The organism is Demequina subtropica, assembly GCF_000971235.1.
Classification (GTDB): domain Bacteria; phylum Actinomycetota; class Actinomycetes; order Actinomycetales; family Demequinaceae; genus Demequina; species Demequina subtropica.
On record NZ_BBMB01000010.1, the window covers coordinates 63510 to 84921 of the forward strand.

Consider the following 21412-nt stretch of genomic DNA (forward strand, 5'->3'; position numbering starts at 1 on the left):
CGTGCGATTCCTGCTGCGCCGCCTCGCGTTCTACGCCTTCACCGCCTGGGCCGCGATCACCATCAACTTCTTCCTGCCGCGCATGATGAAGGGCGACCCCATCACCGCGTACCTGCAGAAGCACCAGAGCGAGTTCAACCCCGAGGCGATCGACTCGCTGCGGACCCTGTTCGGGCTCGACTCGGACGCCTCGCTCCTCCAGCAGTACCTCGACTACTGGAGGCTCCTGTTCAGCGGCGACCTCGGGAGATCCTTCTCCAAGGGCCTCGCGCCGGTGACGGAGGTGATCGCCTCCGCGCTCCCGTGGACGCTCGGGCTCGTGGGCGTCGCGACCATCCTCAGCTTCGTGATCGGCACCGGCGTGGGCGCCTTCATCGGCTGGCGCCGCGGATCGCGCGCCGACTACGTGGTCCCGTTCGCCACGTTCTTCTCGACGGTGCCGTACTTCTGGATGGGGCTCATCGTCATCGCGGTCTTCTCGACCGGCCTGGGCTGGTTCCCCGCCTCGCACGCCTACGACAAGGGCTCGTCGCCCGAGTGGTCGTGGGACTTCATCGGGCAGGTGATCGCGCACGGCACGCTGCCGGCGCTCACCATCGTGTTCGCCTCGCTCGGCGGCTGGGTGCTGGGCATGCGCAACATGATGATCACGGTGCTCGACGAGGACTACGTCACGGTGGCGGAGGCCAAGGGCCTCGCGCCGCAGCGGGTGATGACCCGCTACGCGGCCCGCAACGCGGTGCTGCCGCAGCTGTCGAGCTTCGCGCTCGCGCTCGGCTTCATCGTGGGCGGCACGCTCGTGATGGAGCTCGTGTTCTCGTACCCCGGCGTGGGCAAGCTGCTGCTCGACGCCACCAACGCCAAGGACTGGCCGCTCATGCAGGGCCTGTTCCTGGTCATCACGCTCGCGGTCCTGGTCGCGAACATCCTCGCGGACGTCGCGCACGCGATGCTCGACCCGCGCACCCGGATGATGGAGTCCTGAGATGTCGCTGTCGACCATGCCCACCACCTCCGAGACCTCGGAGGCCCGTGCCACGGAGCCCCAGCGGCCCTTCGCGCTGCGCCGGCTCGGCACGTCCTTCGCGATGTTCCGCAACCCGAAGTCGATCACCGGGCTGGTGATCCTGGGGCTGTTCGCGCTCGTCGCGATCCTGGGCGACCTCATCGCCCCGTACGGCCCGCTCGAGAAGGACTTCTCGGCGCTCAAGCAGCCGCCGTCCGCGCAGCACTGGCTGGGCACCACCCACCTGGGCGAGGACGTCTTCAGCCAGATCATCTACGGCACGCGCGGCGTGCTCGTGGTGGGCCTGGTCGCGGGCGTGCTCGCGACGTTCACCGCCGTGGTGATCGGCGTCGCGGCCGGCTATCTCTCCGGCTGGCGGTCCGAGTCGCTGTCCGCGCTCACCAACGTGTTCCTGGTGATCCCGGGCCTGCCGCTCATCATCATCGTCGCGTCGCAGTACGACGACCCGAGCATCGTGCTCATCTCCGCGGTGATCGCGGTCACCGGCTGGGCGTGGGGCGCGCGCGTGCTTCGCGCGCAGACCATGTCGCTGCGCAACCGCGACTTCGTGCAGGCCGCGAAGGCCAACGGCGAGCGGCTGTGGCGCATCATCGCGGTCGAGATGCTTCCCAACCTCACGGCGATCATCGCCTCGAGCTTCGTCGGGACGGTCACCGCGGCGGTGCTCGGGCTCACCACGCTCGCCTTCATCGGCGTCATCCCCATCACCAACCTCAACTGGGGCACCATCCTGTTCTGGGCCCAGCAGAACGGCGCGTTCCCCGACTTCTGGTGGTGGTACGTGCCGGCGGGCCTGTGCATCGCGATCCTGGGCACCGCGCTGTCGCTGGTGAACTTCGGGATCGACGAGTACGTCAACCCGCGCCTGCGCTCGGCGGGCGAGCGAGCCCGCGCGATGCGGAAGAAGGGCCTGTCGACGGCGAGCGGCGTGACCGCCGTGCGACTCGCCGACAAGGACGGGGACGATGCGGCGGGCACGGGCCGCGCATCGTCCGCCGGGGCGGACGGGGAGGGTGCTGCCCGTCCGTGACGCGATGCGGGGGCCGAGGCGCCTCCCCGGCCCCCGCATCGTCCACCGTCAGTCGGAGCTGTCCTTCGCGAAGGTCGCGAAGGCCGCGGGGATCTGGCGGCTGTTGAAGTCGAAGAACGCCTGGTTCTCCCACGCGTTACCCGAGCTCGCGTCCGTGGGGTCCCAGCCGCTGCCCGAGACCGCGGTCCACGCCGGCTCCCAGTAGACGACGCCCAGGCCTCGACCGCCCGGCGCGCCCGCGACCACGTCCTGCACCGCGCGCACCCATGCGGCCTGCCCGGCGGTGGTCGCGGGGTAGCCCGTCACCAGCTCGGCGGACGTGTCGATGACGTTCTGGAACGTCGGCGTGTCGTCGGACAGGGTCCACGGGTACGCGGTCTCGACCACCATGACGTCCTTGTTGTAGGTCGAGGACAGCCCGGTGATGACCTCCTGGAGGTTGCCCAGGCCGCCGTGCCAGTAGCCGTAGTAGGACAGCCCGATGATGTCGTAGGGCACCGACCGCGACGTCATCGGGTCGAGCCACCAGGTGAGCCCCGAGACGCCGGAGCCGATGTCGGTGAGGTGCAGGATCACCTTGGTCGACGGGAACACGGCCTTGGCGGCGTTGGAGCCCGCGGTGAGGAAGCCGGCGAGGTTGTTCCACTGGGCGCCCGTGACGCCGTCCGACGTGTTGACGTCCCACGACTGCCCGTACGGCCACAGCATGCCGGGGTTGATCTCGTTGCCCACCTGGACGTAGTCCACCGTCACGCCCGCGTTCTTGAGCGCGGTGAGGGTCGACGTGGTGTGGCTCGCGAGCGAGGTGGTCATCTGGGAGACGCTCTGGCCGGACCATGTGCTCGGGACGCCCTGCGCGCCCGGATCGGCCCACGTGTCGGAGTAGTGGAAGTCGATCATGATCTTCATGCCGTAGGCCTGCGCGCGCTTGGCCGCCGTCACCACCTTGGAGGCGGTGTTGTAGCCGTCGGCGGGGTTCACCCAGACCTTGAAGCGCGCGAGGTTCGCCTCGGCCTCGCCGAAGGACCGGAACGGGTCGATCTTGGTGCCGGTGGAGGTGTAGTAGCGGCCGCCGTAGGCCTCGTTCTTCATGACGGAGCTGAGGTCCGCGCCGCGGATGGTGCGCGAGACCTTGCCCTGGGACAGGGTCGCCTCGTCCATGTGGGCCCAGGCGCCGGCCGCGCCGTTCGTGTAGAGCGACACCCAGCATGTGGTGCTGGTCGCGTTGAAGGACACCGCGATGCGGACCCAGCCGTTGCCGTTGTTCGTGTCGGGGACGGTGCGGTACTCGGTCGCGCCGCAGCCGGTGACCTGGAGGCGCGTGGTGTCGAGCCCGCCGCCGGAGCGGACCTTGGCCGAATAGGTCCACCAGCCGGTGCCGGTGAGGGTGACGGCCTGGTAGGTCGACACGGACCCCGCGCTCGCGAGGTAATGGTTGAGCCGGTACGAGCCTGCGGAGCCGCCCGAGGCGACGCTCGCGGCCGAGGTGGTGCCGGAGACGGACCAGCCGGACAGGCCCGACTCGAAGCCGCCGTTGGTGATCGAGCCTGCCGCCGCCGAGGCGGACGATGCGGCGGCCCCCGCTGCCGTGGCCGCGAGGGCGAGCGCGAGGAACGTGGCGACAAGGCGTCGCCGGTAGGGGGTGGGTGACACGGGCATCCTCCTTGATGCGGTCGCGCGACGGTCCTCGTTGACTGTGCGCGCTCCCAGGTCTACCACCGGTTCCGCCCTCGTGCCTAGTGGAACGGGCGCCGATCTGTGCGGGCCGCGGCTCTCGAAGGGTCGCGCACGGGCTGAGAGCGGTCGCAGGTCGGGGTGCCGCATCGTCCCTGGAGACGACGAGGGCCCGGGACCGTCCGGTCCCGGGCCCTCGTGGGTCGGTGGGCGCTACGCCTCGAAGCCGACCCGACGCTTGGTCTCCTCGCCGATGTCGACGTAGCCGAGCGAGGCGCCCGGCACGATCACACGGCGGCCCTTCGCGTCGGTGAGGTCCAGAGTGCCTCCGGCGACCGCGGCGGCGACCGCCTTGGTGACCGCGTCCGTGGTCATGTCGGTGTCGATCGCGATCTCGCGGGACACGTTCTGGACGCCGATCCTGATCTCCACGGCAGCCTCCAATGCTCGGTGTCGGTGGTGTTCGCCCTTATCCTAGGGCGATGAGTCGGAGCTCCGGGGGCCTGTTCGCGGGCAGGGGAATCGACCTTCCCAGCGTCGGGATCACCCTGGTCACCATCCTGGCGTGCTTCGCGCTCGGCATCGGCGCCGGCTGGGTGACGGGCCAGGTCCCGGACTGGTACCGCGCGTGGAGCGAGCCCGAGCCGAGCGTCTCCGCATCGTCCACGCCCACGCCCGAGCCGTCCGTGTCGCTCGCGGCGCTCGAGCCCATCACGCGCGCCCTCGACGAGGACGATGCGCTGGCCGGCGTGGTGACCACCGAGGTGGTCGAGCGCGGCGAGGGCACGTTCACCGCCGCGCTGGGCGCGGACGGCTCGACGGCTTCGGCGTCCGCCTCGGGCGACGCCTCCGCGTCGGCCGACCCGGTGCCCACGCGCTACGTCCGGATCGACGTCGAGGACGGGATCACCGTCGACGAGCCGGCGTTCGTGGACTTCGTCATGACGACCCTCAACGACCCGCGCGGGTGGGGCTCGGCGGGTCGCATGCAGTTCGTGCTCACCGAGGGCGCCGCGGACGTGCGCGTGGTGCTCGCGAGCCCGTACGCGATCGCGCTCCGCTGCCCCGATCCGCACGCCGCCGCGACCGTCGTCGGCGACGGGGCGACGCCGAGCCCCGCGCCGACGGACGGCGAGGCCGGCACCTCATGCGCGACCGACGGCATCGTGCCCGTGTCGATCTACGACTGGACGGCCGGGCTCACGCGCTTCGGTGAGAAGCGCACCGTGGCGCGCGAGTATCTGCTCAACCACGGCGTGGGCCACGTGCTCGGCGCCCAGGACGCCACGTGCGAGTCGGGCCTCGCCGACGTGATGGTCGACCAGTCCCGCCTGCGCCAGCAGTGCAAGGTCAACGCGTGGCCGTACCCCGATGCCGGGGCCTCCTGACCGACGATGTCCGACCTGGGTGATGTGATGCACGCGTGACCACGCTGCGCCTGCTCCCCACGCCGCCGCCCGCGGCGCTGCCCGCGCTCGACGATGCCCAGCGCGCGGCGGTCGAGGCCGCGCTCGCGCCGCGTACGCCTGGTGCGGCGGGCCACCTCGTGGTGGTCGGGGGCCCGGGCTCCGGGACCACCCGGGTCGCGGGCGCGATCGCGCTCGAGGCGGTCGAGCGCGGCCTCGACACGTCGCGTGTGCTGGTCCTGTCCGCGACGCGCGCGGGGGCGGCGCGACTGCGAGACAGGCTCTCGCTCGCCTTCGACCGTCCGGTGGGCGCGCCCGTGGTGCGCACCGCGGCGTCCGCCGCGCACGCGATCCTCACGGCGCAGGCCGTGGCGCTCGAGGAGCCGCCGCCGGTGCTCGTCACGGGCGCCGAGCAGGACCAGATCCTGCGCGAGCTGCTCGAGGGGCACCGGGCCGGGCTGGGCCGCGTCCCCGACTGGGGCGGGGCGCTGCCCGCGGAGGCCACGGTTCTCGCGGGCTTCCGGGCGGAGCTGCGCGACCTGCTCATGCGCGCGAGCGAGGCGGGCCTCACCCCGGCGGCGCTCGCCGAGCTCGGGGACCGCGCGGGACGTCCCGAGTGGCGCGCCGCCGCGCAGGTGATGGAGGAGTACGACTCGATCCTGGGCTGGCGCGCCATCACGCCCGATCAGGGCGCGCGCTTCGACCCCGCGGTGGTGGTCGCGCAGGCCGCGCATGTGCTGCGGACCTGGGACGTGCCGGGGGAGCGGCCCTCGTGGGAGTTCGTGATCGTGGACGATGCGCAGGATCTCACCGCGGCCGGGGTCGAGCTCCTGCGGGCGCTCGCGGACGGTGGCGCCCGGCTGGTGATGCTGGGGAACGCGGACCAGGCCGTCCAGGGGTACCGCGGTGCGATCCCCGCGGCGCTCGCGAATGCGACCTTGCCCGACGGCTTCGGGGCGTCGCTGCTCCGGCTGGGACCAGGGCATCGTCAGTCCGGCGCGCTCGCGGCCGTCACGGCCGCGGCGGTGAGCCGCATCGGCACCTCCGGCGTGGGCTCCGCGCGCGGAGCGGCGCCCGCGCCCGCGGGCGGCGGCGTCGACATCCTGCTGGCGGCGCATCGGCACGCGCACTCGCGCGCGATCGCGCAGGCGCTGCGGCGTGCGCGCCATGGGCTGGACGAGGCGCTCGCCGGGGCCCAGGTGCCGTGGGGGGAGATGGTGGTGATCGCGCGGTCGTCCGCGCGGCTGCGCGAGATCCGCGCCGACCTCGCGGCCGCGGACATCCCGTGCGAGACGCTCGGCGACGGCACTGCGTTGCACCTGGAGCCCGCGGTCGCGCCCCTGCTGACGCTCGTGCGGCGTGCGGCCGAGCGGGCGCGCGGCGAGGACCACGAGTGGGACGAGGCCGAGGTGGCCGAGCTGCTCGGCTCGAGGATCGTGGGCATCGACCCGGTCGCGATGCGGCGCCTGCGGCGGGCCCTCATCAAGGAGGAGCGGCGCGGCGGTGGCGCGAGGCCGTCGAGCGAGCTGCTCGTCGAGGCGATCGCGGCGCCGGAGCGGTGGGCGAGCATCGCGACCCCCGAGGCGCGTCTCGCGGAGCGGGCGTCGCGGGCGCTCGTCGCCGGCGCAGCGGCGGCCGTCGACGGGACCCCGGCCACCGTCCTGTGGGCGGTCTGGGATGCGCTCGGGGTGGCGGACGAGTGGCGCGCGGCGGCGCTCGCCGGGTCCGCCCGCGACGATGCGGACCTCGACGCCGTGATCGCGCTGATGCGCGCGGCCACGCTCTACGTCGAGAGGATGCCGTCCGCCTCCGTGGACTCCTTCGTCGACCACCTGGAGGGCCAGGACTTCGCTCCGGACACGCTCGGGGCGCGGGCGCGCGCGGGGGACGTGGTGTCGTTCTGCACGCCCGCCTCGGCCGCCGGACGCGAGTGGGATGTCGCGGTGGTCGCGGGCCTCGAGGAGGGCTCATGGCCCGACACACGCCTGCGCGACGCCGTGCTCGGCGCGCAGCAGCTCGCGGAGATCCTCGCGGGTCGGGCCGAGGCGGTCCCCCTCGAGCCGCGCGCGCGGGCGGCCTGGGCCCGCGCGGCCAGGCGAGCCGTGATCGACGACGAGACCCGCGCGTTCACGGTCGCCGTGTCCCGCGCGCGCCGTCGCCTCGTGCTCACGTGCGTGGACGGCGAGGACGAGCGCCCGTCGCGCTACCTCGAATGGGCGGCCGATGCGGCGGAGGTCACCGCGGAGCGCGCCGACGCGACGCCGCGCGTGACGGACCTGCGCTCCGCGGTGGCGTCGGTGCGGGCGACCGCCGAGGCCGCCGTCGGACCCGCGCGCGAAGGCCATGTGGAGATGCTCGCGCGGCTGGCCACGCTCGGCGTCGCGGGCGCCGACCCGGACGAGTGGCATGGTGTCCCCACGCCGTCTTCGGATGCCGGGATGTGGGAGGACGACGACCCGGTGCGCGTGTCCCCGTCGCGGCTCGAAGCCCTCGAGACGTGCCCGCTGCGGTGGGCGCTCGAGATCACGGGCGGCACCGCAGCGTCGAGCGAGAAGCAGAGCCTGGGTACCCTGGTGCACGAGGTCGCGGCGGAGCTCCCGGCGGGCACGCATCGTGAGCTGGCGGCCGCGCTCGAGGAGCGCTGGCCGCAGATCGCGGGAACGGAGACATGGCCCGACCGCGTGCTCAAGGAGCGCGCCGACGCGATGATCCGGAGGCTCGCGGGCTACGTGGCCGGAGTTCGCGCCGGGGACGTCCGCGTCGAGCAGCCGTTCTCCGTGCAGATCGGACGCGCGGTGGTGGCGGGCAGCGCCGACCGCGTCGAGGTGAGCGAGGGCCGCGCGCGCATCGTCGACCTCAAGACCGGCACCGCGGTGTCCAAGAAGGCGGCGGAGGACCACGCGCAGCTCGCGATGTACCAGCTCGCGGCTGAGCACGGCGGCTTCGCGGGCGTCGAGGCGGCGGACGGCGCCTCGCTCGTGTTCGTGGGCGGCGCGACGGTCGGGGCGAGCGAGCGCGATCAGGCGCCTATCGACGTCGACAAGGAGCGCACGCGGCTCGCGACCGCGGTCGACACGATGGCGAAGGCGACGTTCGAGGCGGTGACCAACGACCGCTGCGCCTCATGCCCGGTGCGGCGATCCTGCCCTGCGTGGCCGAGCGGACGGCAGGTGACGGACGGATGAGCGACGTGGAACCCACCGCGAACGGTCTCGAGGAGGGCCTGGTGCGGGGCGAGCGGCGCGAGGCGCGCGCGCTCGTCGAGCTGGTGACGGGGTTGCCTCCCACCGAGGAGCAGGAGGAGGTCATCGGGGCGGGCCTCGCGCCGATGCTCGTGGTCGCAGGCGCCGGCTCGGGCAAGACCGAGACGCTGTCGCTGCGCATCGTCTACCTGCTGGATCACGCGGAGGAGCTGTTCGGCACGGCGATCTCGCCCGACGAGATCCTGTGCCTGACCTTCACCCGCAAGGCCGCCGCGGAGATCGCGGAGCGCGCGGAGAGCCGCATCACCGCGGCGTTCGGACACGATCCGTCACGCCCGCCCGCCTCCGTCTCGACGTACAACGCGTACTCGGCGCAGCTGGTCGCCGAGCACGGCCTTCGGCTGGGCATCGACCCGGATGCCACCACGCTGACGGCGGCGGCGCTGTGGCAGCTCGCCTCGGACGTGGTGGGCACGTGGACCGGGCCGCTCGACACCGACGCGGCCGTGAGCACCGTGACCACCTCGATCACGCGGCTCGCGGGCCAGCTGAGGGACCACGACGTCACGCCCGCCGCGCTCCGTGGGTGGGCGCGCGAGGCGCAGGTCGCGCTCGAGGAGCTGCCCAAGAACGCGGGCGACCGCGCACCCGGCCCGCTCACCACGCGCACGGGAAGCGCCAACGAGCACGCCAAGCGGATCGCGAAGCTCCGCACCCTCGCCGCGGTCGCCGAGCTCGTGGAGGAGTTCCAGCGGCGCAAGCGTGAGGCCTCGCAGCTCGACTTCGCGGACCAGGTCGCGTTCGCCGCAGAGCTCTCGCGGCTCGAGGCGGTCCAGGCGATCGAGCGCGGTCGCTACCGCGCGATCCTGCTGGACGAGTTCCAGGACACCTCGCCGGGGCAGCTGCGGCTGTTCGCGCGGCTGTTCGGCGCCGATCACCACGTCATGGCGGTGGGCGACCCGAACCAGGCGATCTACGGCTTCCGCGGAGCCTCGGAGAGCGCGCTGCCGATGTTCGTGGAGGAGTTCGCGCATGGTCGCGAGGTCGCGGAGAGGAGCCTGTCCGTCTCGTGGCGCAACGAGGGCGCGGTGCTCGACGTCGCCAACGCCGCCGCCACCCCGCTGCGCGAGGCCTCGCGCGTGCCCGTGCTGCCGCTGCGGTCCAAGGGCGTCTACCTGGGCCAGCCCGAGCCGCGCCGGCGCACCGCGGGCGTGCACAGCCTGGTCGCCGCGGACCAGGTCGGGGAGGCCGATGCGACGGTCGCGTGGCTCGAGGAGCGGCGCGCGGACCTGAGACGCGAGGGGGTCGCGCGCCCGTCCGGCGCGATCCTGTGCCGCCGCCGCGCGCAGTTCGCGCCGATGGTCGAGGCGCTCGTGCGCGCGGGCGTCGACTACGAGGTGGTCGGGCTCGGCGGGCTGGTCGACACCCCCGAGGTGTCCGACCTGGTCGCGCTGCTCGAGATCGCGCACGATCCCTCCCGCGGCGACTCCGCGATGCGGCTGCTCACCTCCGAGCGCGTGGCGCTGGGCGTGCGCGACCTTGCGGCGCTCCACGACTGGTCGCGCGAGCTCGCCGGCCCGCGCGAGGCCCGCGACTCCGAGCCGAGCCTGGTCGACGCTCTGGCCACCCCGCCCGTCGCGGGTTGGCGCTCGCGCGACGGCCGTGCGCTGTCCGACGCCGCCCATGCGCGCATCGTCCGCCTCCAGCGCGCCGTCACCGCGGTGCGCACCCGTACCTACCTCTCCCTCCCGGAGCTGATCCTCGCGGCGGAACGTGCGTGGGGGCTCGACATCGAGGCTGCCGTCGCGCGCCCCGACGGTCGCGCGGCGCGCAACGTCGATGCGTTCGTCGACGCCGCGCGGCAGTTCGCGGCGGGCGCCGAGCGGGCGACGCTCGGCGCGTTCCTCGCGTGGCTCGAGGCGGCGCGCAGCGAGGAGGGTGGGCTCGAGCTGCCGGTCAAGGAACCCGAGCCCGATGCCGTGCAGGTGCTGACGGTCCACGCGGCCAAGGGGCTCGAGTGGGATGTGGTCGCGGTGCCGGGGCTGGTCGATGGGCACTTCCCGTCGGTCGGGGAGCCGTCATCGCGCCGCCCGTACTGCTCGGACGCGGGCTGGCGCGGCAAGGGCGTCGAGCTGCCCTATGAGCTGCGGCTGGACCGCCAGGACCTGCCGCACTGGGACTGGCGCGGGGCGGCCGACCACGGCGGGCTGGGCGAGAGCATCGAGGAGTTCGAGCGCGACTGCGGGCAGCACCGCATCGCGGAGGAGCGACGGCTGTTCTACGTGGCGGTCACGCGCGCCCGTTCGCACGTGCTGCTGTCGGCGTCCTGGCGCGCGGGCGGCGTGACCGTGCGGACGCCCTCGTGCTACCTGCGCGAGCTGGTCGAGCTCGGCATGCTCTCGGATGAGGGCTGGGAGCCGCGTCCCGAGGACGGCACCGCCGTGGAGGTCGAGCCGGTGCGCGCCGACTGGCCGCCCGCGCCCACGCCCGCGCAGCTCGCGCGCCGGGCGCTCGCGGCGGAGGTGCGCGAGGCGCTGGACATGCGGGACGGGACCGGTTCCACCGAGGACGGCTGGGACCACCTGCCGCTCGGTCGGGAGATCGCGGCGATGCTCGAGGAGCGGCGCGATCGCGAGCGGGGCGTCGGCGACGTCGCGCTGCCCGCGCACCTGTCCACGTCGGCGCTCGTGGCGCTGCGGCGTGATCGCGAGGCGTTCACGGCGCAGCTGCGGCGCCCGCTTCCGGCGGAGCCGACGCCCGCGGCCCGGCGCGGAAGCCTGCTGCACGCCTGGATCGAGGCGCAGTACGGGCACGTGCCGCTGCTCGGGCTCGAGGACCTGGGGCCGGGCGAGGACGAGTCCGACATCGAGGCGCTCACGCAGTCCTTCGCGCGCTCGGAGTGGGCATCGCGCGTCCCGAGCCACATCGAGGTCGACGTCGAGGTCCCGGTCGCGGGCGTGACCATCCGCTCGCGCATCGACGCGGTCTTCCCGGCGGGCGCGGGGCTGGATCGCGTCACGGTGGTGGACTGGAAGTCCGGCTCGGCGCCACGCGACCCGGACGAGCGCGCGGCGCGCGAGGTGCAGCTCGCCGTCTACCGCCTCGCATGGTCGGAGTGGACCGGGGTGCCCCTCGAGGAGGTCGATGCGGCATTCCACTACGTGCGCGACGACGCGACCGTGAGGCCCGCGCGGCTGCTCACACGCGCCGAGATCGAGGCGCTGCTCGCGCCGTGAGGCTCAGGCCTCCTCGGCCTCGTCGAAGAGCATCGCCTCGAGGTCGGTGAGCATGCCCTCGCCGTCGGACACGATGTCCGCGTTGTCGGTGCGCACGCCGTACATGAGCCACCGCATGAGCGCCATCTCGGAGGCCAGGCGTGCGCGGTCGAGCAGATGAGGATCGCGCAGCTCGCGTCGGCGCGCGTGGTAGGCCTCGACCACGGAGTCGAGCACATCGTCGGGCGCGGAGGCGACTAGCCACGCGAGGTCGTCGGCGGGGTCCGCGACGCGCGCGTCCATCCAGTCGACGACCCCGACGACGGTGCCGTCCGCGACGAACACCTGGTGCTCGCCCATGTCGCCGTGCACCACGGTCGGGTCGAAGCGCCACCAGGCGACGTTCTCGAGCTGGCGCTCCCAGCGGTCCGCGAGACGCGGAGGGATCTTGCCGGTCTGGATCCCGGCGTCGAGCTCCGTGAGGCGCCGCTCGCGGTACTCCTCGGCTGTGTAGGCGGGCAGGCCCTGATCCTCGACCACGGCGATGGGCAGCTCGTGGATCTCGGCGAGCGCCTGGCCTACCGCGGCGGCGAGCCCCGGTCCGGGCTGGAGCGCTGCGAGCATGAGCGGTGCTCCGGGCACCTCGGTGTAGACGATCGCGCGGCCCTCGTCGGTGCCCAGCTCGGCGGCGCCGGCGGGATGCGGCACGTCGAACGTGACGATGCCGGCCTCCTTGGCGCGTGTGAGGGCGCCGAGCAGGCCCTTCTCGGCCTCGAGCGCGGCTCCTGCGGCGGCACGCTTGGGCGCGCGGACGATCCACCGGCGTCCCGTCGCGTCCTTGACCACCACCACCTCGAAGTCGGCGTCGGTGTGGGGGCTGCGCAGCACGTCGTACACGTCGAGCCCGGGCACGGCGACGGACGCCAGGGCGGCAAGCGCGAGCGGTGAACGTGGCACAGGCTCACGGTAGAGCCAACTCGGGTCGCGCGCCACGCTCCACGCCGCGCGGGCCAGGGACGATGCCTCGCCTGCCCGGTTGACCGGTCGAGGGTGGAGGCGACCACCGGTGCCCCATGAAGTGCACGGGCCCGCGGAAACCGACCACCGGTGCCCCATGGTGCGCAGCGCCGCGAGGACCCTGGTTTCTGCACGCATGCCTGCGGAATGGGGCATCAGTGGTCGGTTTCGTCCGCCGCGTGCTTCCCATGGGGCATCTGCCGCCGGGTCGCGCAGTACGGTGACCGGGTGAGGAACCCCTGGCCGCTCGACCTTCCCAGCCGCATCGACCGCGCCGCCGAGCGCCGCGAGTCCACCGACCTCGAGTCCTGCGACGCGATCGTGGTGAGGGACGGCCGGGTGCTCACCGCGGACGGCCGCCTGGTGGAGCTCGCGCCGGACGCGCAGCCGTCCGCGAGCCTGCGCATCTACCTGGGACGCGACGGCGATCGCGACCTCGTGGCGCTCGTGCCCGAGGATCCGGGCTTCGGTGCGGACCCCGACGGGATCGGGGGAGAGCGGATGCGCGGGCTGCGCGACCTGCTCGCGGGGTTCTGGGATCGCGGCGCCGAGGGCGAGCGCGACCACGAGCTCGCGTCCACCGCGGTGGCGATCGCGAACTGGCATGCGAGCCACCCGCGATGCGCGCTGTGCGGCGAGCCCACCGTTCCCACGAGCGGCGGCTGGGTGCGCCGCTGCGACAACGACGAGCGCGAGCACTACCCGCGCACCGACCCCGCGATCATCGTCGCTATCACGGATCCCGTCGACCGCCTCCTCATCGCCCACGCGGCGGCGTGGTCGCCCAAGCGCTTCTCGCACCTCGCCGGATACGTCGAGCCGGGGGAGACCTTCGAGCAGGCCGTCCACCGCGAGGTCGCGGAGGAGTCGAGCCTCGCGCTCAGCAGCGTCGAGTACCTGGGCTCGCAGCCGTGGCCCTTTCCGGCCTCGGTGATGGTCGCGTTCCGCGCGGTCACCGAGGACCCCGAGGCTCTCGACCTCGACATGGACGAGGTCTCGGAGGCGCGGTTCGTGACCCGCGAGGAGCTCGCCGAGCTGGTCAGGACCGGCGAGGTGATCCTCGCGCCCAAGGGCTCGGTCGCGCGGCGCATGCTCGAGGACTGGTTCGGCGGGGTGCTCCCGGAGCCCCGGCCGGACGCGACCGTCGATGTGTGACCGCGGCCGCTAGGCGCCATCCCCGACGTGCGTGTGAGATGCATCACATGCCTGTCCGGTTCGCACCGGGGCAAACGGGCTGCATACGGACAAATGACAGGGTAACCCCTGGTATCGGTGCAGATAAGGCGAGCCTGACCTCTTGACCGGCGGTGCTGCCTCCGCCAGGGTTCACGGAGCGATCGACCTGCTGAGGGGGCTCCGTGAAGACGTTGACGTCTGTGCTGACTGCTGCGCTGGGATGCGTGCTGACGGTGACGGCGGTCTCGCCGGCATCGGCGACGGAGCCTGCTCCGAGCATGGTTCCGGGCTCCTCCTTCGCCGTGGTGGGTGCAGGCGTCACCGCCACGTTGTGGCCTTCCGAGCGGTCGCTCGAGGGCGCCGCGGCGAGCCTCGCGCGCACGGATGTCGAGGCTCCCGCGGATGCCGTCAGCGCGCCCGTCGTCCTCGCAGTGGAGACCCGCGCAGGTGAGGCGGTCACCGCCTTCGATCCCCAGCTCGCCTACACCGGCGAGGGTGTCGACTCGGCGCTGGAGGTCGAGCAGCCCGGCATCGCGCTCGCGTTCGACGCCGCCGAGCTGGGCGACGCCGACACCTCCGCGCTGCGCGTGCTGCAGCTCGACGGCGACGAGTGGGTCGAGCTTCCGAGCGCCTGGGACGCAGCCGCCGGCGTGCTTCGCGCCGAGGCCACCGAGACCGGCACGTTCGTGGCGGTCGAGGAGTCCGAGAGCGGCCTCCCGCGCGTGGTCCTCGATGTCGACAGCGACGCGGCCCTCGCGATCTGGGACGGCGAGCGGGTCTCGGAGCGGGACCTCACGGTCGACGTCGCGGAGCAGACCGCCGCGTATCTCGAGTCGGTCTGCGCGGCCGAGGTCGAGATCCTTCCCGGCACCGACGCGAGCGTCTCCGCGGAGCTGCGCGCCCTGATGCTCGAGTCGCGCGAAGCGGACGTCGCCCTTACCCTCGGCGCCGGTTCCACCACGGGTCTGCCGCACGGCCCGCAGGGTGACGGCGGCCCGAGCGTGGATTCGGACGATGCGGCGCTGGCCTCCGCGGTGATCGACGAGCTCGCGGCTCACACCGGCCGCGACGGCGTGGTCGCCGAGTGGGCCGGCGCGCTCGACGTCGACGGCGCCTACGCGCGCGTCGACCTCGGCGAGCTCGACAACGTCTACGACCAGGTGGTCATGGAGCGTCGCCCTGATCTGTATGCGCTCGCGCTGGCCAAGGCCGTGTTGACGCGCCTCGGCGACGATGCGGGTACCTGTGCCGCAGCGGCCACCGGTGGTCCGACCGGCGGCTTCGCCCGCAAGTCGCTGGTGGACGCGGACGCGCTCGCGAGCGTGCTTCCGACGAGCCAGGAATCCGGCGTCCAGGACTGGCAGCTGGTGACCGTCGACGGCACGCTGATCACCGTCTCAATCGACGTGACCGAGACCCACTACGACGATTCCGAGCGAGTGTCCCTCGACGTGCGCGCGTCCTGGTCCTACAGCGATGCGGACTTCAGCAGCTTCTCCAACGCCGCGCTGCAGCGCTACGTGGCGCTCGGGACCTTCGCTGGCAGCGACGCGGCGAGGCTGCTCGCGCCGTCCGCGTACAGCTATGACATTCCTGACCAGTGGACCGGCACCGGAGTCAGCGTGTTCTCCGACAGCTCGAAGAACGAGTCGTACGTGCGCTACGCGGTCGACCCGGAGTTCGGATGGGACGGAAACGTCTGGTTCGACGGTGTGGTGATCTACAGTGCGGAGGACGCGCTGCCGCCGACAGGCGACGGCTCCGGCGAGCCGGCCATCGTCCTCCCGTCGGCGCCGACGCAGGACATGCTCGACCTGTTCGCCATGTTCGGTCTGACGCAGGACCAGGTCTACGGCGGCGACCCGGTGAGCCTCTCGACCGGCTCGATGGCGCTCGAGGAGGAGCTCTTCACGCTCACGGGCGTGGGTGACCAGGAGATCGACCTCACCGCGACGTACAACGGCGCGGACTCCCGCGTGACCCCGCTGGGCCAGGGCTGGAACTTCGCCTACTCGAGCTGGGCGCAGCAGTACTCCAACGACTCGGTGCTGGTCACGCGCGCCGACGGGTCCGCCGCTTTCTTCGAGAAGGACGGCGACGACTACACGGCGGCCTCGGGCGCGAGGTCGACGCTCACGCGTATTGACGGCGGCGTGCGCCTCACCACCATGATGGGCACCACGCAGGACTACGCGATCGACGAGGACACGGGCTACGGCACGCTCGTCGCGATGGCGGACCGCCAGGGCAACACGTACTCCTTCGCGTACGGCGACCGCACCGTGGCGGACGACGACGGTGCCACCTTCGCGCGCCTGCAGTCCATCACCGATGAGGTCGGCCAGAAGGTGACCGTCGAGACCACCGACGCGGGTCGCATCACCGCGTTCGTGCACCCCGACGGCCGCCGCTGGGAGCTGACCTACGACGGCGACCACCTCGCCTCCATCACCGACGGCGCGGACCGCACGCGCACCTTCGGCTACGACGACGACGGCCGCCTGGTCACCGTGACCGGCGCGGACGGCGTGGTCGAGGTGACCAACACATACGACGACGAGGACCGCGTGGTCGGCCAGGTCGACGGCGTGGGCAGCACCCGCACCTTCGCATACGACGACGGCACCACCACCGTCACGGACTCGCTCGGCAACGTCTCCACCGTGAAGCACAACGACCAGGGTCAGGCGGTGGAGTCCACCGACGCCCTGGGCGGCGTCACGGTGACGGGCTACGACGACAACCGCAACCCCGCATCGTCCACCGACGCCGCGGACCGCTCGACCAGCTCGACCTACGACGACATGGGTCAGGTGCTCACCACCACCGACGCGGCGGGTCAGACCACCACGTACGAGTACAACGCGAAGGGTGACCTCACGCGCATCTCGGAGCCGTCGCCGGACCCCGACCAGCCGGTCGCGACCACCGAGTACGTGCTCAACGAGGACGGCCGGGCGATCGAGACGCACCTGCCCGATGGCACGGTGACGTACGCGACCTTCGACTCGCACGGCGACATGCTCACGCACACCGATGCGCGCGGCGCCGTGACCGCCTACTCGTACGATGCGCGCGGCAACGTCGCCCGCATCGTCGACGCCGAGGGCGGCGTGACCGCCTCGACCTACGACCTTGCGAACCGAGTCACGTCCACCACGGACGCGAACGATGCGACCACCACCTTCGCGTGGGACGCGGCGGACAACCTGGTCAAGACCACGGACGCCAAGGGCGGCACGGTCACCTCGACCTACGACCTCAACGGCTCGGTGCTGACCGAGACGGACCAGCTCGGCGAGGTGACGCGCTACACCTACAACCCGAACCTCCAGGTGACGCGCGTCGACTACCCGGACGGCACGTCCGAGAGGTTCACCTACGACACCGAGCACCGTCAGACCTCTCGGACCGCTCGCGACGGCTCCAAGGAGACGTACACCTACGATGCGCTCGGCAACCGGACCGAGCGCACCGACGCGGCGGGCAAGGACTGGGCGACGGAGTACGACGCGGCGGGCAACGCCGTCGCGACCGTGGACCCCGCGGGCGGCCGTGCGACGGCGGAGTACGACGCGCTCGACCGCGTGACCTCGACCACCGACGAGGAGGGCATCACCGAGAAGACGGCGTACGCCGCCGGCGACGTGGTGACCTCGCGCGTCGACGGTGAGGGCAAGGTCACCGGCTACGCCTACGACGTCATGGGGCGCCTCACTGCGCAGTCCAACCCGGACGGCACCACGGTGACGTATGTGCACGATGCGGCGGGCAACGTCACGTCGACCACGGACGCCGCCGGCGCGACCACCACGTACGCATACGACCTCCTCGGGCGCCTGGTCTCCCTGTCCGACTCCGAGGGCGGCATCACCCGCACCGAGTACGACGCGATGGGGAACATCACCGCGACGGTCGACGCGAAGGGCAACCGCACCGAGACCGAGTACGACCGCCTGGGCAACGCGGTGCGCACCACCGACGCCCTCGGCGGCGTCGCCACGCAGGCCTACGACGCGGCGAGCCGCCTGGTGCGCAGCGTCGACGAGCTGGGGCGCGTCACGCGCTTCACCTACGACGAGGTGGGCAACCTCACCGGCACCACGCTGCCTGGCGGCGACACGCTCGCCGCGGAGTACGACGGCGAGGGCCGCCTCACGCGCGAGGTCGACGAGCGCGGCTACGCGACCACGTACGAGTACGACGGCCGTGGCCTGCTCGCGTCGATGACCGACGCGGCGGGCTACCAGACGGTCTACACCTACGACTCCCGCGGCAACCGCGTGCGCGAGACCGATCCGCGCGGCGCGACCACGCGCTACGTCTACGACTCGGCCTCGCGCCTGGTCGCGACCGTGGACCCCGAGGACGGCCGCACGGACTACTCGCTCGACGGTCGCGGCCTGGCGGTGGCCGTCACGGATCCGTCCGGCGCGACCACCGAGACCCGCTACGACTCGATGGGTCGTGCGGTGAAGGTGACTCAGGCCGACGGCTCGGTGCTGAAGCACTCCTACGACGGCGCGGGCCGTGTGACCGAGGCGACCGATGCGCGCGGGAACGTCACCGTCACCGAGTACGACTCGCTCGGGCGAGCCGTGTCGGTGACCGATGCGCTGGGCGGCGTCACCGCCACCACCTACGACAAGGTGGGCAACGTCACCGCGGTCGTGGACGCGAACGGGCACAAGACCAGGACGTCGTACGACGCGCTGTCGCGCGCCGTCAAGGTGACCGATGCGGACGGCGGTATCGCGCGCCTCGAGTACGACGCTGCCGGACAGACGGTGGCGTCGACTAATGTGCTCGGCCGCGAGACGGCCTACGAGTACGACGCCCGCGGGCGCGTGGTCGAGGTCACCTATCCCGACGGCACCACCGAGGCGTTCACGTACGCCGCGACGGGCGAGGTGCTCACCGCCACGGACCAGCGCGGCAACACGGTGAAGAACACCCTCGACAAGCTGGGCCGCGTCACCTCGACCACCGACCAGCTGGGCCAGAAGACGGTCACTGCCTACGACGCGGCGGGCAACATCACCGCGGTGACCGACGCCCGCGGCGGCGTGACGGCGACGGAGTACGACCTCGCCTCGCGCATCGTCGCCACCGTCGACGCCGAGGGCGGACGGACCGAGTACACGCTCGACGCCCGCGGCCTCGTGGTGTCCTCCACGGACCCCTCGGGCGCCTCCACCGCTGTCGAGTACGACGCGATGGGTCGCGCGGTGAAGGTGACGCAGGCCGATGGCGCGACGCTGACGTACTCGTACGACAAGAACGGCAACTTGGTGAAGGCGGTCGACGGCCGCGGCAACGCGACCAGCACGGCCTACGACGCGCTCGACCGCGCGGTGTCCGTGACCGATGCGCTGGGCGGCGTCACCGCCACCACCTACGACGCGGTGGGCAACGTCACCGCGGTCGTGGACGCCAACGGCCACAAGACCACGACGTCCTTCGACACGCTCGACCGCCCGGTGACGGTGACCGATGCGGCAGGCGGGGTCTCCCGCACGGCCTACGACGCCGCAGGACAGGTGACTGCGACCACGGACGTGCTCGGTCGCGTCACGGAGTACGCCTACGACGCGATGGGCCAGGTCACCGAGGTGACCTACCCCGACGGCACGTCCGAGGCGTTCGCGTACGATGCCGCCGGTGCGCTGCTCACCAGCAAGGACCAGCGCGGCAACACGGTCAAGAACACCGTCGACAAGCTCGGCCGGGTGGTGACCACCACGGACCAGCTGGGGCAGAAGACGGTCACCGCCTACGACGCGGTGGGCAACGTCATCTCGGTGACGGATGCCCGCGGTGGCGTGACGGCGACGGAGTACGACCTCGCCTCGCGCATCGTCGCCACCGTCGACGCCGAGGGTGGGCGCACCGAGTATGTGCTCGACTCGCGTGGCCTCGTGGTGTCCTCTACCGACCCGGAGGGTGCCGTGACCGGCATCGAGTACGACGCGATGGGCCGTGCGGTGAAGGTGACTCAGGCCGACGGCTCGACGCTGAGCTCTGCGTACGACAAGAACGGCAACTTGGTGAAGGCGGTCGACGGCCGCGGCAACGCGACCTCGACCACGTACGACGCGCTCAACCGGGCCGTCACGGTCACCGACGCCGCCGGCGGCGTGACGCGCACCGAGTACGACGCGGTGGGCAATGTCACGGCGACGGTGGACGCGGATGGGCATCGCACGGCGACGGGCTTCGACAAGCTCGATCGCCCGGTCACGGCGACCGATGCGGCGGGCGGGGTCTCCCGCACGGCCTACGACGCGGCGGGACAGGTGACGAAGACCACCGACGAGCTCGGCCGGGCGACGGCCTACGCCTACGACCTGATGGGCCAGGTCACCGAGGTGACCTACCCGGACGGCACCACCGAAGCGTTCACGTACGACGCCGCCGGTGCGCTGCTCACCACCACCGACCAGCGCGGCAACAAGGTCAAGAACACGGTCGACAAGCTCGGTCGGGTGACCTCGGTGACGGACCAGCTGGGTCAGAAGACGGTGACGGCGTATGACGCGGTGGGCAACGTCGTGTCGGTGACGGACGCCCGTGGCGGCGTGACGGCGACGGAGTACGACCTCGCTTCGCGCATCGTGGCCACGGTCGACGCCGAGGGCGGACGGACCGAGTACACGCTCGATGCACGCGGCGACGTGGTGAAGGCCACGGACGCCCGCGGCAACGTCACCGCGGTGAAGCGCGACGCCATGGGGCGCATCGTGAAGACCACCGACGCGGAGGGTGGGGTCGCGAAGGCGACGTACGACGCGAACGGCAACGTCATCACCGCGATCGACCAGAACGGTCACGCGACCGCGACCCGGTACGACGCGCTCAACCGGGCCGTCACGGTCACCGACGCCGAGGGCGGCGTGACCCGCACCGAGTACGACGCCGTGGGCAACGTCACCGCGACGGTCGATGCCGAGGGTGCCCGCACGGCGATCGCGTACGACGCTCTGGACCGCGCGATCACCGTGACCGATGCGCTGGGCGGGGTCTCCCGCACGGCCTACGACGACGCCGATCAGGTCGTTGAGACCACCGACCAGATGGGCCGCGCCACGGCCTACACGTACGACCTGATGGGCCGGGTCACCGGGGTGACCTACCCCGATGGCACGTCGGAGGCGTTCACCTACGACGCGGCGGGCGCGCTCGTCAGGTCGGTGAACCAGCGCGGCGACGCCACTGTGCTGACCGTGGACAAGCTCGGCCGCACCACGCTGCGCGTGGACGAGGCGGGCGAGGAGTGGGCCACCGAGTACGACGCGCTCGGCAACGTCACGGCCGAGGTGGACCCGCTGGACGGACGTACCGAGACGTCGTACGACCTGCTGAACAGGCCGACGGCGGTGACGGACGCGACCGGCGCGGTGACGGCCTACGCCTACGACGCGATGGGCGCGGTCACGGCGATCACGGACGCGCTGGGCCACACGACGGCGTACGCGTACGACGCGCTGTCGCGCCTCACCTCCGAGACCTCGCCCGAGGGTGCGGTCACGGCGTACGGCTTCGACGCGGCGGGCAACCAGACGTCGGTGACCAACGCGCGCGGCTTCACGCTGACCACCGTGTTCGATGGCCTGAACCGTGCGGTCAAGGTGACCGACCCCGACGGCGGCGTGACGCGGACCGCG

General features: G+C 72.4%; 10 protein-coding genes. 7 read left to right on the forward strand and 3 right to left on the reverse strand.

Going from position 1 to position 21412, the window contains the following annotated elements; genetic code table 11:
• Position 1: 1 nt before the first annotated feature.
• Positions 2-985, forward strand: coding sequence for an ABC transporter permease (locus AOM06_RS09570; protein WP_062305192.1), 984 nt, complete (start codon positions 2-4; stop codon positions 983-985).
• A 1-nt stretch (position 986) separates the two neighbouring features.
• Positions 987-2057, forward strand: coding sequence for an ABC transporter permease (locus AOM06_RS09575; protein ID WP_439644736.1), 1071 nt, complete (start codon positions 987-989; stop codon positions 2055-2057).
• Between the two features lie 48 nt (positions 2058-2105).
• On the opposite strand, the gene AOM06_RS09580 is transcribed toward AOM06_RS09575, so the two are convergent.
• A complete protein-coding gene (locus tag AOM06_RS09580) occupies positions 2106-3710 on the reverse strand; it encodes a glycoside hydrolase family 53 protein (protein WP_228372919.1) in 1605 nt (534 codons plus the stop codon).
• A gap of 234 nt (positions 3711-3944) precedes the next feature.
• The gene (locus AOM06_RS09585) at positions 3945-4163 is read right to left on the reverse strand and encodes a DUF3107 domain-containing protein (protein ID WP_062305197.1); all 219 of its coding nucleotides are present in this window, start codon (positions 4161-4163) and stop codon (positions 3945-3947) included.
• A gap of 50 nt (positions 4164-4213) precedes the next feature.
• On the opposite strand from AOM06_RS09585, the gene AOM06_RS09590 reads away from it, so the two are divergent.
• From AOM06_RS09590 to AOM06_RS09600, 3 genes are read left to right on the forward strand one after another with little or no spacing between them, the layout of a single operon-like run.
• Entirely contained in the window at positions 4214-5119 is a 906-nt protein-coding gene (locus AOM06_RS09590) for a DUF3152 domain-containing protein (RefSeq protein ID WP_062305199.1), read from the forward strand.
• 35 nt (positions 5120-5154) lie between these two features.
• Positions 5155-8322, forward strand: coding sequence for an ATP-dependent DNA helicase (locus AOM06_RS09595; protein ID WP_062305200.1), 3168 nt, complete (start codon positions 5155-5157; stop codon positions 8320-8322).
• A complete protein-coding gene (locus tag AOM06_RS09600) occupies positions 8319-11576 on the forward strand; it encodes an ATP-dependent helicase (RefSeq protein WP_082105478.1) in 3258 nt (1085 codons plus the stop codon). Before AOM06_RS09595 ends, AOM06_RS09600 begins: the two co-directional genes overlap by 4 nt.
• A gap of 3 nt (positions 11577-11579) precedes the next feature.
• On the opposite strand, the gene AOM06_RS09605 is transcribed toward AOM06_RS09600, so the two are convergent.
• Entirely contained in the window at positions 11580-12512 is a 933-nt protein-coding gene (locus AOM06_RS09605) for a phosphotransferase (protein ID WP_062305203.1), read from the reverse strand.
• A gap of 288 nt (positions 12513-12800) precedes the next feature.
• On the opposite strand from AOM06_RS09605, the gene nudC reads away from it, so the two are divergent.
• Both nudC and AOM06_RS14770 read left to right on the forward strand, forming a co-directional pair.
• Entirely contained in the window at positions 12801-13727 is a 927-nt protein-coding gene (gene nudC / locus AOM06_RS09610) for an NAD(+) diphosphatase (RefSeq protein WP_062305205.1), read from the forward strand.
• A gap of 221 nt (positions 13728-13948) precedes the next feature.
• Positions 13949-21412 (forward strand): DUF6531 domain-containing protein (locus AOM06_RS14770; RefSeq protein ID WP_156163665.1); only part of this gene is annotated, 7464 nt, incomplete at its 3' end.